Here is a 12,711-nt window from a genome sequence, read left to right on the forward strand (position 1 = left end):
GGATTCATCAGACCGTAGGGTGGGCATTTATGCCCACCGTTTCAATGTACGCACCTATCTTTATGCCCACCGTTTCAACCCCCGCACCACAAAGACAAAAGTTTACACAGCAAAGCTTGGTGTTTCTGCTGTGGATGCTTAAAATGCCCGCACTTTTCTCTGAGGCTGCGGCATGACGATATCGCTATCACGCGCAAAATGGATTCTGGCACTGGTTTGTCTGGTGCTGGCGTTTTGTCTCGCCCAGCGCAGCTTCAATTTGCCTTCCGCACCTTTAGCGCAGGTCAGCGCGTCCGCGCACACCAACAGCAGTGATGATGCCAGCGGCAGCGAAAAACCTTGTGCGCTGAGCGCTAAATCGCTGAGTGCCGCTGCGCCAATCCTTGATACCGCATTGCCTTTCCTGCTGTTGCTGTTGGCGCTGATCGCCACCTTCACACAAACCACCACTTGCGTCGGCTATCGCCGCGCACCGCTGTTTCCGCCTCTGCGACGGCGGCATCTGACCTTCTGCGTCTTCCGGGAATAACACCTGCGCGTTACATCGCGTAAACCCTGTTATTCACTGGAGAATTCACATGACTGTATTGATCAGGAGCCTGCTGCTCCTGCTGGCGAGCTGCGCGATCACTGCGCAGGCGGCAGACACCGGCTGGCTGCGCAATGCGCAAAACAGCCACGCCGAAGTGCGCCTGCGCAGCGCCAGCCACAACGATAATCAGCAATTGCTACTGGATATTCGCCTGCAACCCGGCTGGAAAACCTACTGGCGCACGCCAGGCGAAGGCGGCGTTGCGCCGGAAATCCGCTGGCAAACGCCGGAAGTCAAGGCGCAATGGTTCTGGCCTGCGCCGGAGCGTTTTGACGTGAGCGGCTTGACTACACAAGGCTACAAAGGCGATATCACGCTACCGATCGAACTGGCGAAACTGTCGAGCCAGCAGCTCGCGGGAACGTTGACGCTCTCGACCTGTAGCGATGTCTGCATCCTTACCGACTTCCCGTTCAGCCTCGATCTGACTCAGCCCGCAGACGCCCATTTTGCCCGCGATTTCGCCGAGGCGATGGGGCGCATCCCGGCGGCCAGCGGCTTAACCGATCAACTCGACGCCAGCTTTGTGAAGGGCGAATTGCAGATCCGCGCACAGCGCCAGGGCGGCTGGCAACAACCCGAACTGTTCTTCGATTATCCACCGGGCAGCATGCTGGCGGCACCGACGATCCGTGTAAATGGCGACACGCTCAGCGCGCGCGTGGCGGTCACCGATGAATGGGGCGAAGCGGCACCGGATCTGCGCGGCAAAACGCTTTCGCTGGTGGTTGCGGATGGTGGCATTGCGCAGCAAAGCGCGATAAATATCGGCGCGGAAACGCTGGTGTCCGGCGATGCGGCGCAAACCTTATGGTCGGTGTTGCTGCTGGCGCTGCTCGGTGGCTTGATCCTCAACCTGATGCCGTGCGTGTTGCCGGTGCTGGCGATCAAGCTCAGCAGCCTGGTGCAGCAGCAAGGGCAGACGCAGCGCCAGACGCGCCAGCAGTTTCTCGCCTCCAGCGCCGGGATCATTTTCTCCTTCCTGCTATTGGCGCTGCTGATGACCGGACTGCGACTCAGCGGTCAGGCGCTGGGCTGGGGCATTCAGTTCCAGAGCAGCGGCTTCCTGCTGGTGATGGTGTTAGTAATGTTCCTGTTCAGCGCCAGCCTGTTTGATCTGCTGCATTTCCGCTTGCCGTCGGGTTTGAATACCAAACTGGCGACGCAGGGCGGTGATGGCTTGCTCGGTCACTTCGGCCAGGGCGCATTCGCCACTTTGCTGGCCACGCCGTGCAGCGCGCCGTTTCTCGGTACGGCGGTGGCTTACGCGCTGACGGCACCGCTGCCGCAGCTGTGGCTGCTGTTTGTCGCGCTCGGCGTCGGCATGAGTTTGCCGTGGCTGCTGGTGGCGGCATTACCGGGCATGGCGCGCTGCCTGCCGCGTCCGGGTCGCTGGATGGTGCATCTGCGCACTGTGCTCGGCCTGTTTATGCTGCTTGCGACCTTCTGGCTGGTGACTTTGCTGGTGCCGCATTGGGGCAGCAGCTTCGCGCTGGTGCTGGCGGGCGTGTTACTCGTGGTGTTGTGTGGCTGGCTGGTAAAACGTCGCGCGCTGCAGCAGGCGGGTGTGGTGTTTATCACCCTGACGCTGGCCGGAGCACTGTTCCTGATGACGCGTATCACGCCGGAAGAGGAGACGCTGCACTGGCAGCCGTTGACTGAAGCGGCGATCCATCAGGCGCTCGAGCAGGATAAACGCGTGTTTGTCGATGTCACCGCCGACTGGTGCATCACCTGCAAAGTGAATAAATCCCGCGTGTTAAATCAGCCCGATGTGCGTGCTGCACTGAAAGCCGATGACGTGGTGCTGCTGCGCGGCGACTGGACGCAGCCCGATCCCGCCATCGGCGAATTCCTGCGCCGCCGCGACCGCGTGGCGATCCCTTTTAACCAAATTTATGGCCCGGCACTGCCGCAAGGCCAGATTTTGTCACCGCTGCTGAGTCGTGAAGCGGTGATCTCCACTCTCTCTGAGGCGAAAAAATAATGAAGAAATCCCTGTTACTGCCACTGATGTTCCTTGCCATGCCCGCACTGGCGGCCGCGCCTTTTACCCCTGAGCAAGAAGCGCGCATCAAAGAACTGATCCGTGAAACCCTGGTGCAGAATCCGTCGATTCTGGCGGAAGCGGCCGATGCGTTTGATAAAGAAGCGGCGCTGCAGCAGCAAAACGTGGTGGCGCAGATGGTAGAAAAAAACCACGATGCGCTGTTCAACGATGCCGGTTCACCGCGTATCGGTGCTGAGAAACCGGCGCTGACGCTGGTCTACTTCACCGATTACAACTGCGTATTCTGTAAGAAGTTTGAAGCCGATATCGAAAAACTGATTAAGGCTTATCCGCAGGTGGCGGTGGTGATCAAACCGCTGCCGTATCGTTCTGAAACCTCACTCACCTCGGCGCGTCTGGCGCTCACCGTGTGGGAGCAGCAGCCGAACAACTTCCCTAAATTGCATGAGCGTTTAATGGCGAAAAAGGGCAGTCATGATGCTGCCAGCATCGATGCGGCGCTGGATAAAACCGGCATCAAGCTGAAAGAGCCGAGCAAAGAGAGCCTCGACACCATCAACAGCAACCTGACGCTGGCGCAGCAGCTCGGCGTACAGGGCACGCCAGCCACGCTGGTGGGCGACCAGATGATCAGCGGCGCGGTGCCGTATGAGCAGCTGGAAGCGGCAGTGAAAGGCGCGCTGCAGGCGAAGCAATGAGTCGATTAAAGCGCTGGCTGCGCGAGGCGCTGCTGCTGGTGCTGATTGTCGCGGCGGCGCTGTGGGGCATGGATTGGCTGCGCGCACCGCAACTGCCTGCCGACCTGGCGCAACAACCGCTGACCTCGCTGCAAGGCGAGGTGAATCTGGCCGAACTCAGTCAGGATCGGCCACTGCTGGTTTACGTCTGGGCAACCTGGTGCGGCGTGTGCAAACTCACCACGCCAACCGTGGCGGCGATGAGTCAGGAAGGTTACAAGGTGGTGAGCGTGGCGCTGCGTTCCGGCAGTGACGCGCGCGTGGCAACCTGGCTGGAGAAGAAAGGGCTGCAAGGCGTGGCGATCAATGATGAGAGCGGGGCGATCGGCCAGCGCTGGGATATCAACGCCACGCCGACCTTTATCGTGCTGCATCAGGGCAAAGTCATCAGCACCAGCAGCGGCTGGACCAGCGGTTGGGGGCTGAAGCTGCGACTTTGGTGGGCTTCCCGCTAGTCGTTCTGGCGGCACGTTACGGTGCCGCCAGAAAATCCTTGCGTTGTGGCGTAAAGGTATCCAGCAATACGCCCGCTTCCAGACACACGCAGCCGTGCACAATATTCGGCGCTTTATACAGCGTATCGCCAGCGCCGACTTCCTTCGTCACGCCATCAATGGTGAAGGCAAAACGTCCGGACAAAACATAGGTGAGCTGCTCGTGCGGATGATGATGCAGCGGACCGACCGCATCCTGCTCAAAGGTGACTTCCACCGCCATCATGGTGCCGCCGTGCGCCAGGATTCGTCGGGTCACGCCGTTGCCTAAATCGTCCAGTTGGGTTGCGCTTTTAAAGATAAACATGGTTTCTCCTTGCAGGTTGCATCGTCAATATGTGACTTAACTCACAGTCAAAAAGGGAATTAAAGGCTGCATTTTAACGTTCTTTGATTAAAATGAAACGGTGTTTCAATTTAATCTGAGGATGGATCATGAAAATCGCTTTGATGATGGAAAACAGCCAGGCTGCGAAGAACGCAACGGTGTTGAAAGAGCTTCAGTCTGTGGCGCAACCGCTCGGGCATCAGGTGTTTAACGTCGGTATGAGCGACGAACAGGATCACCATCTTACCTATATTCACCTCGGCATCATGGCCAACGTACTGCTTAACAGCAAAGCGGTGGACTTCGTGGTTGCCGGTTGCGGTACCGGCCAGGGCGCGCTGATGTCGCTTAACCTGCATCCCGGCGTGGTGTGTGGCTACTGCATCGATCCGGCGGATGCCTACCTGTTTGCGCAAATCAACAACGGGAATGCGCTGTCGCTGCCGTTCGCCAAAGGCTTCGGTTGGGGTGCGGAACTGAATCTGCGCTTTATCTTCGAAAAAGCCTTTACCGGTGAAAAAGGGCACGGCTATCCGCCAGAGCGCAAAGAGCCGCAGGTGCGCAATGCGGGCATACTGAACGAAGTGAAAGCGGCGCTGCTGAAAGAGAATTATCTCGATTCATTGCGTGCTATCGATTCTGAGCTGGTGAAGACCGCAGTGAGCGGCCCACGCCTGCAGCACTGCCTGTTTGAGCATGGGCAGAATCAGGAGATCGTGCGCTTTGTCCGTGAACTGACGCAGTAATCAATACGGTTTGAGCGAAGCCAGGGAAACCTGGCTTTTTTTGCCACCTCTGGATTTTTAATCTCACTTTCCCCATCACATAATGGGAGAAATTGTAATATCCTCTCCTGCCACGCACTATTTCAACGCTTTAGGCGCTTGGTCATTATCAGCAGTAATCAAGGGAGAGATGCATGGCAGGTTATCAGCCGCCTTACACTATTACGCCAACTATCCTGAATCAGGTGATTGAGGTAGGTGAATTATTGGGCCGCTGGGCTGCTCAGGCAGAACAATCTTCTCCACTTTTACGAAAAGAAAATCGCATCCGTACCATTCAGGCCTCACTGGCAATTGAGCACAATAGCCTGTCTACCGAACAGGTGACGGCCATTATGGAAGGTAAGCGCGTGTTGGCGCCGGCAAAGGATATTCAGGAAGTACGTAACGCCATCCTGGCTTATGAAAAACTTAATGTATGGAAAAGCGGTAATCTAGCCGATTTATTGGCGGCTCACCGATTACTAATGACGGGGTTGGTCGATGCGCCTGGCCAACTACGCAATGGCAATGTTGGGGTCTATCGTGAAAAGCAACTGATCCATATGGCCCCACCCGCAAACCAGATCGCACGGCTGATTGGAGATCTACTGAGTTGGCTTGACCAGACAGACATTCATCCGCTCATTGCCAGTTCCATCTTCCATTATGAATTCGAATTTATTCATCCTTTCACCGATGGTAATGGCCGTATGGGACGCTTGTGGCAAACCTTAATTCTCAGCGAATGGCGTGCTGAGTTCGCCTGGCTTCCGGTTGAAACGCTGATCCATAATCAGCAGCAGCACTATTATCGGGTATTAGGAGAATGTGATCGCGCTAGTGACTGCACAGCATTTATCGATTTTATGTTGGAGAAGTTGCTTGAAGCATTAGTTGAAGGTATTGGTTTGCACTCTCCTTCAACCGACATCTCGACATTAAAAATGTCGGAGAAAGTGTCGGAGAAAGTGTCGGAGAAAAAAAATGCTAAACTTCCTGCCACCGCCGCAAAAATATTTGCTGCCCTGAGTAAATCACCTGATATGACCATTGCTGATCTGACTCAGTTGTTGGGCGTGAGTAGCAGAACCATTGAGCGTAATTTAAAACTCCTCCAATCACATCATCGTTTGGAAAGAGTGGGGGCGGCTAGGGGCGGTTATTGGCGCGTTATTTGATAGGGTGAGCTTTGCATAAACTCATTCAACTACTGCGTGCGTTTCGGTCACCATAAATGGCGACCCTACAAAGGACTGGCGCATTTTTCGTAGGGTGCGCATTTATGCGCACCTGGTAAAGTGGTCGCCATTAATGGCGACCCTACGCCAACACCCCGTTATCCTGCCGACTCGCATCCACCAGCATCTGCGTATACGCCACCTGCGCGCGGTTATGCACCAGCGCATCGACATCCAGCGTCTCCAGTACTTTGCCGTGTTGCATCACCGCCACGCGGTGGCACAGATGCGCCACCACGCCGAGATCGTGCGTCACCATTAAATAGGTCAGCTTCTCCTGCTGCTGCAAATCGGTGAGTAGATTGAGGATCTCCGCTTGCACCGAGACATCCAGCGCCGAGGTCGGTTCATCCAGCAGCAGCACGCGCGGTTCGAGGATCAGCGCGCGGGCGATGGCTACGCGCTGGCGCTGGCCACCGGACAGTTGATGCGGATAGCGGGTTTGCCACGCGCGATTGAGGCCTACTTTCTCCAGCATGGCGATAACGCGTTGCTGGCGCTGGCCGATGCCGTGAATCTGCAGCGGCTCTTCAAGAATATCACCGATGGTGTGGCGTGGATGCAGCGATCCGTACGGATCCTGAAACACCATCTGCACGCTGCGGCAGCGCTCGCGTGCAATGCGATGCTCCAGCGGCACGCCATCAATCGCCAGCTCACCGTGCCAATGGGTAAACAGCCCGGCGAGGCACTTCAATACCGTGGTTTTGCCCGATCCGGATTCGCCAACCAGGCCAAAGATTTCACCCTGGCGAATCGACAAATTGACGTCGAACAGCACCTGATTACGCCGTTCCTCCTCACCAAAACTGAGGTTGAGATTACTTACGCGGATCATCTCGTTCATCATTGCTCCTTAAGGTTGCAGCCAGCTGGCCTGACGTTGCAGCACCGGCAGACGGGCGCGACGCTGATCCATATCCGGCAGCGCGGCGAGTAAGCCTTGCGTATAGGGATGCTGCGCCTGGTCGAGCTGGCTGGCCGCCAGCGATTCCACCACGTGCCCGGCATACATCACCAGCACGCGGTCACAGAAACGCCGCACCAGATTGATGTCGTGGCTGATAAAAATCAGCCCCAGACCGCGCTGTTTCACCAAATCGTCCAGCAGCGCCAGCACCTGCAAACGCACCGAAACATCCAGCGCCGAAGTGGGTTCGTCGGCAATCAGCAACTCGGGATCGGTAATTAGCATCATGGCGATCATTACGCGCTGGCCCTGACCGCCGGAAATTTCGTGCGGATAACATTGATAGATGCGGCCCGGATCGCGCACCTGCACCACGTCGAGCATCTCCATCGCGCGCTGCCGCGCAACGTCGCGCTGGCCGGGATGATGACTGCGCCAGGCTTCAGCAATCTGCTCGCCCACGCGCACCACCGGATTCAGCGAGTATTTCGGGTCCTGCATAATCATGGAGATGCGCTTGCCGCGAATGGCGCGCATCTGCGCCGGCGTGGCACGCAGCAGATCCACGTCACCAAACTGCATGCGCTGCGCCGTGACCTGCGCGCTGCGCGGATGCAGCTGTAACAGCGCGCGGCCAACGGTGGATTTGCCGGAACCGGATTCACCCACAATCGCCAGTTTCTCCTTGCCCAACTGGAAGGAGATGCCGCGCACGGCGGGCGTCACCAGGCGACCATTAACGAAATTGACCTGTAAATCCTGCACGTCGAGCAACGGTGCAGCGCTATTCGCTGCGGGGATCGAGGATGTCACGTAAGCCATCTCCTAAGAAGTTGAACGCTAAGCTGTTGATCAGAATCGCCAGACCTGGCACCGTTACCACCCACCAACACTCCAGCATGTATGTGCGGCCGCTGGCGATCATCGCACCCCATTCCGGATCCGGCGGCTGCGCGCCCAAACCGAGAAAACCGAGTCCGGCAGCGGTGAGAATGATGCCCGCCATATTCATGGTGATACGGATGATCACCGACGGCAGGCACAGCGGCACAATGTGTTTCCACAAAATGCGCAGTGAAGAGGCGCCCTGTAAGCGTACCGCCGAGACAAAATCGGCCTGACGCAGCGACAGCGCTTCGGCACGCGCCAGTCGGGCAATCGGCGGCCAGGCGGTGAGGGTAATGGCGATCACCACATGCTCCAGCCCCGGACCGAGCGCGGCGACAAACGCCAGCGCCAGCACCAGGCTAGGAAAGGAGATAAAGATGTCGGTGACGCGCATCAACACGCTATCGACTTTACCGCCGAAGTAACCGGCGGTGACGCCGAGCAGCAAGCCCAGCGGGCCAACGGTGATCGACACCAGCAGCACGATATACAGCGTGATGCGCGCGCCCCACACCAGACGGCTGAAGATGTCGCGGCCAAACTCATCGGTGCCAAACCAGTGCTGCGCGTTGGGCGGCGTCAGCGCATTGTTGAGGTCCTGAATCAGCGGATGGTAGGGCGCGATCCACGGTGCGAACAGTGCCACCACCAGCAGCAGCAAAATGATGCCGCCGCCAATCGCGGTTAACGGGTTGCGCGCCATTTGCCAGAGAAAATGGCCGATGCGCGCGCCGGTGCGGCGACAGCGTGCCAGCCGTTCGCGCGTCTGGCTGGCTAACGGCGTATCGAGAGAAATCGTCATACTTTGGTCCTCGGATCGAACACCTGATAGAGCAGGTCAGAGAGAAGATTGAGCAGCACGAAAATCAGGCCGACCACCAGCACGCAGCCCATCACCGCATTCATATCGCCGAGCATCAAACTGCCGGTGAGATAGGAACCAAAACCAGGCCATGAGAATACGGTTTCAATCAGCACCGCGCCCTCCAGCAGCGAACCGTATGCCAGCGCCACTACCGTCAGCAGCTGCACCAGAATATTGCGGAACGCGTGCTGCCAAATCACCTGCCATTCGCTGAGACCTTTCACCCGCGCCGTCAAAATGAACTCCTGCGACAGCTGCGCCAGCATAAAGCTGCGCGTCATGCGGCTGATGTAAGCCAGCGAGTGAAAGCCGAGCAGGGATGCGGGCAAAACCAGGTGATTGAGCGCATTACTGAACACCGTGAAGTTGCCCACCAGCAAGGCGTCGATCAGCAGAAAACCGGTGCGACGCGGCACAATGCCATCGAGACTGAAATCCACACGGCCCGCGCCACCGACCCAGCCGAGATGGGCATAAAACAGCAGCAGACCCACCATACCCACCCAGAAGATCGGCGTGGAGTAACCCGCCAGGCTGATGATGCGCACCAGATAGTCAATCACGCTGTTGCGGCGCGCGGCGGCCCACACGCCCAGCGGGACGCCAAGGCCGGTACCAATCACAATCGCCAGCGTCGCCAGTTCTACGGTGGCCGGGAAGACGCGCAGGATATCGTTGATCACCGGTTGTCCGGTCAGCAGCGCCAGCCCAAGGTTGCCGTGCAGCAGGCCTTGCAGATAGATGCCAAACTGCACCCACAGCGGTTTATCGAAGCCGAGCTGGTGATAAACCTGCTGATAAGTATTGTGATCGGCATCTGGCCCGACAATCGCCAGCACCGGATCGAGCGGCATCACACGACCAATGAAGAAGGTCAGCAGCAGCAGGCCAAACAGTGTGATCGCCACCTGAACGGTGCGGCTACGCAGGCGTCGCCAGTGGCTTTTTGTCAGCTTCATTGCGCACCTCCCGCCAGGCTGTCTGGCGTTTTCCATACGTCACGCAGGAAAGTGGTGGCCGACGGATGCGGCACGTAATCCTGCACCCGATTATTCACCACCACCGAATCAGTCATTTGCGAGATCGGCATCAGCGCCGGGATCAGCTGGTCATAGCGCTGCTGGATAGCGAAGTAATCCTGCTGCTGCTGTTTCACATCGCGCTCCAGCAGCGCTTTATCGATCATGCTGTTTAGCTGCGCGTCATAAAAACCGGTACGCCAGCCCTGAAAGTTGGTGAGGCGCGCGCTGTCGGCGTTGTTGGGGTTGTACACCAGCGCGCGCAGGCTGGAGTGCGGATGCGGCTCCACGCCGCTGCCGCCGCGCCCGACCAGCAAATTGAACTGGCGATCGCGCATCGCACCGTAAATCTGGTTGCCGGTGCCGGTAATGATTTTGGCGCGAATGCCGCCTTGCATCAGCGTGGACTGAATCGCGATGGCGACATTGAGGAACGGCTGATCGGCCAGCACGCGCAGCGTGGTGTCAAAACCGTTGGGATAACCGGCGGCGGCCAGCAAGGCTTTGGCGCGCGGCACATCCAGCTTGTAGCCAGGATCGGGAAGCGTTGCCGGCATGCCGGCTTGAATTGGCCGCTGATGCAGCGTGCCGTAACCGGCCATCAGCGTTTTGTTAATCCCCTGATAATCCACCAGATAACGCAGCGCTTCACGCACCTGCGGATTGGCGAAGTGATCGTCCTTCATGCTCATCGCCAGGTAATAAATCGTGCCTTTTTGTACCGCGTCGATGGTGAGATCGGGATCGTGGCGCAGTGCTTTCACGTCAGGAATCGCCATGTTGCTGGCGATATCGAGATCGCCTTTCTCCATCATCAGCCGCAAGGTTTGCGACTCCTGCAGATGACGGAACACCACGCGCGTCAGCTTCGGCGCACCGCGCCAGTAGTGTGCATCGCGGCTGATGCGCAGCACATCTTTGGCCTGCCACACATCCAGGCGGAACGGCCCGGAACCCGCTTCGTGGGTGGTGAGCCAGCGATTGCCCCAATCGTTATTCACCGCCTGCGCCTGCACGGTTTTGCTGTCGAGCACCACCATGCTGCCGAGCGCCGCCAGCGAGTAGAGCACCAGCTTGGGATCGTTAGGCTTGGGCAGGCGAATCACCACCGTGCGCGCATCCGGCGCGCTGATCATCTGATCCACGTTCTCTTTGCTGAAGCCGTAAGATTTCCAAACCGAGGCCTGCGCCAGATTAAGGTGCAGCACGCGACGCATCGACCAGATTACATCGGCGCTGCTCAACGGATTGCCGGAGTGAAAGGTGACATTGTCACGAAGGTGGAAGGTGAGTTGACGATTGTCGGGGCTGATCTCCCAGCGCTCCGCCAGCGCCGGGCGCACGTTGGTGAGCTGTTGCGGATCGAGCTCGACCAAACCGTCATAAAGATTGACGACAATGCCCACCACTTCGTTGCCGGTCATGGCGGCGGGATCGAGCGTCAGCAGGTTGTTCATGTTCATGCCGACGATCAGCTGATCGTCAGGCGTGGCCGCCAGCAGCGACGGGCTACAGGTGAGCAGCAGCAGCAGCGCGGCGCACCACGCTCTGCATTGGTTCACTACGTTCATAAGCAAAGTCCAGCAGGTCAGAGGTTTATAGTTTTTTGCCGTACTGCTTGTGTCTGGTGCTTACCAGCGGTTTAGCGTGTGGGTTTCAATCCACGAGAAATTAATATCCTCGCCCAATCCCGGACGCGTGGGTAGATGCACAAAACCGTTTGCGTCCATGGGATCGACCAGTGCGTTGAGATAGGCCGGCGGCTGTTCGTAATCGAGGAACGGATGCAGCAAGCCGCGCTCATACCAGCGGCAGTTGCGAATCGCGCCGACTACCGCAATGCTGGCTGCGCCATTACCGTGCACTTCGCAATCCATGCCGAACGCTTCGGCCAGGCTGGCGACCTTCATAGTGGCGGAGATGCCGCCGACACCGTTAGCACCGGCGCGCAGAATGTCGCAGGCACCGGCGCGCACCCAATCGGCGCGACTGTGGTGTTTGCCGCCCAGGCTTTCCGGGCCGAGCACATCAATGCTGAGGTTTTCCGCCAGCCACGCGTACGAGGCCATACTTTCTTCCTCCATCGGCTCTTCGAACCAGGCGAAATTGAGTTTTTCCAGCGCTTTACCGATGGTCAGCGCATCGCTGCGGCTGTACCAGTGATAGCCGTCGAGCATCAGGGCGATGTCTGGGCCGACCGCTTCACGCACCGCGGCGCAGGCTTTGATGTCCATTTGTGGGCTGGGCGCGAACGAAACCGGCGGCATCCAGGTGTGCAGTTTGATGGCCTGATAACCGCGCGCGACCAGTTTTTCGGCAAACTGCGCGTATTCATCGGGCGTGGATAAACCGCCTTCCAGCTCATCGCCGCACATGGTGCTGCCGTAAGCGGGGATTTTCTCGCGATAACCGCCAAGCAGCTTATGCACCGGCTGCTTGAGTTTGCGACCAATCAAATCCCACAGCGCCTGTTCCACCGCCGATAACGCGCGTTCGGTGAGCTGATGGGCGCTACCGCGCTGCCAGTGCACCAGATCCTGCCACAGACGCTCGCGGTCAAAGGCATTTTGCCCAATCAGCACTTTGCGGAAGAAGGCGTTCACCACGTGCGGACGAATCACTTCGGCGGGAGCAAACGCGTAGCCGCAATCGCCATCTTCGCTGGTGATAGTCAGCAGCGCCATTTGGGCATCGGTCTCTGCGCCGGGATGCGAATGTCCGGCGCTGTCAGAGACGCGGCGCGTAGGGTAGCTAAACAGGGTGACATCAATGGCACTGATCTTCACGGTAACTCCTCCTTCAACTCAGTGGCTTGCCCAATTGGGCATTAACATAAAAAATAAAACGCCGTTTCATTTTGTA

At 58.0% G+C, this 12,711-nt stretch carries 13 protein-coding genes; 6 read left to right on the forward strand and 7 right to left on the reverse strand.

The genetic code is table 11. The annotated features are described in order from the left end of the window. Positions 1 to 172: 172 nt before the first annotated feature. From HX773_RS15680 to HX773_RS15695, 4 genes are read left to right on the forward strand one after another with little or no spacing between them, the layout of a single operon-like run. Positions 173 to 529: a hypothetical protein gene (locus HX773_RS15680; RefSeq protein ID WP_176972274.1), complete on the forward strand. Its 357-nt coding sequence runs from the start codon at positions 173 to 175 to the stop codon at positions 527 to 529. A 49-nt stretch (positions 530 to 578) separates the two neighbouring features. Beyond that, positions 579 to 2,579 carry a protein-disulfide reductase DsbD gene (locus tag HX773_RS15685; RefSeq protein WP_176972275.1) on the forward strand — a complete coding sequence of 667 codons (2,001 nt, stop codon included), beginning with the start codon at positions 579 to 581 and terminating at the stop codon, positions 2,577 to 2,579. After that, positions 2,579 to 3,301, forward strand: a complete 723-nt coding sequence (locus tag HX773_RS15690; RefSeq protein ID WP_176972276.1) for a DsbA family protein — start codon at positions 2,579 to 2,581, stop codon at positions 3,299 to 3,301. Before HX773_RS15685 ends, HX773_RS15690 begins: the two co-directional genes overlap by 1 nt. Beyond that, positions 3,298 to 3,795, forward strand: coding sequence for a protein disulfide oxidoreductase (locus HX773_RS15695; protein WP_176972277.1), 498 nt, complete (start codon positions 3,298 to 3,300; stop codon positions 3,793 to 3,795). The genes HX773_RS15690 and HX773_RS15695 overlap by 4 nt, the downstream gene beginning before the upstream one ends. A 16-nt stretch (positions 3,796 to 3,811) precedes the next feature. Here the strand turns inward: HX773_RS15695 and HX773_RS15700 are convergent, their stop codons facing one another. Then, positions 3,812 to 4,141, reverse strand: coding sequence for a cupin domain-containing protein (locus HX773_RS15700; RefSeq protein WP_176972278.1), 330 nt, complete (start codon positions 4,139 to 4,141; stop codon positions 3,812 to 3,814). A gap of 128 nt (positions 4,142 to 4,269) precedes the next feature. Between HX773_RS15700 and HX773_RS15705 the strand changes: the two genes are divergently transcribed. Beyond that, the gene (locus tag HX773_RS15705; protein WP_176972279.1) at positions 4,270 to 4,908 is read left to right on the forward strand and encodes an RpiB/LacA/LacB family sugar-phosphate isomerase; all 639 of its coding nucleotides are present in this window, start codon (positions 4,270 to 4,272) and stop codon (positions 4,906 to 4,908) included. Positions 4,909 to 5,081: 173 nt separating this feature from the next. Continuing rightward, a complete protein-coding gene (locus tag HX773_RS15710; protein WP_176972280.1) occupies positions 5,082 to 6,107 on the forward strand; it encodes a Fic family protein in 1,026 nt (341 codons plus the stop codon). A gap of 142 nt (positions 6,108 to 6,249) precedes the next feature. On the opposite strand, the gene HX773_RS15715 is transcribed toward HX773_RS15710, so the two are convergent. Genes HX773_RS15715 through HX773_RS15740 form a run of 6 tightly spaced genes read right to left on the reverse strand, consistent with a single transcriptional unit; the run spans position 6,250 to position 12,635 of the window. Then, entirely contained in the window at positions 6,250 to 7,005 is a 756-nt protein-coding gene (locus HX773_RS15715) for an ABC transporter ATP-binding protein (protein ID WP_176972319.1), read from the reverse strand. An 18-nt stretch (positions 7,006 to 7,023) separates the two neighbouring features. Then, the gene (locus HX773_RS15720) at positions 7,024 to 7,890 is read right to left on the reverse strand and encodes an ABC transporter ATP-binding protein (RefSeq protein WP_176972281.1); all 867 of its coding nucleotides are present in this window, start codon (positions 7,888 to 7,890) and stop codon (positions 7,024 to 7,026) included. Continuing rightward, on the reverse strand, positions 7,862 to 8,767 hold the full coding sequence (locus tag HX773_RS15725) for an ABC transporter permease (RefSeq protein ID WP_176972282.1): 906 nt from the start codon (positions 8,765 to 8,767) through the stop codon (positions 7,862 to 7,864). Before HX773_RS15725 ends, HX773_RS15720 begins: the two co-directional genes overlap by 29 nt. Continuing rightward, positions 8,764 to 9,789 carry an ABC transporter permease gene (locus HX773_RS15730; RefSeq protein ID WP_176972283.1) on the reverse strand — a complete coding sequence of 342 codons (1,026 nt, stop codon included), beginning with the start codon at positions 9,787 to 9,789 and terminating at the stop codon, positions 8,764 to 8,766. The genes HX773_RS15725 and HX773_RS15730 overlap by 4 nt, the downstream gene beginning before the upstream one ends. Beyond that, a complete protein-coding gene (locus HX773_RS15735; RefSeq protein ID WP_176972284.1) occupies positions 9,786 to 11,420 on the reverse strand; it encodes an ABC transporter substrate-binding protein in 1,635 nt (544 codons plus the stop codon). Before HX773_RS15735 ends, HX773_RS15730 begins: the two co-directional genes overlap by 4 nt. Before the next feature lie 60 nt (positions 11,421 to 11,480). Then, the gene (locus HX773_RS15740; RefSeq protein ID WP_176972285.1) at positions 11,481 to 12,635 is read right to left on the reverse strand and encodes a mandelate racemase family protein; all 1,155 of its coding nucleotides are present in this window, start codon (positions 12,633 to 12,635) and stop codon (positions 11,481 to 11,483) included. Between the last annotated feature and the right edge of the window lie 76 nt (positions 12,636 to 12,711).

This window comes from Pantoea sp. B9002 (assembly GCF_013385945.1).
In the GTDB taxonomy this organism is placed as follows: domain Bacteria; phylum Pseudomonadota; class Gammaproteobacteria; order Enterobacterales; family Enterobacteriaceae; genus Pantoea.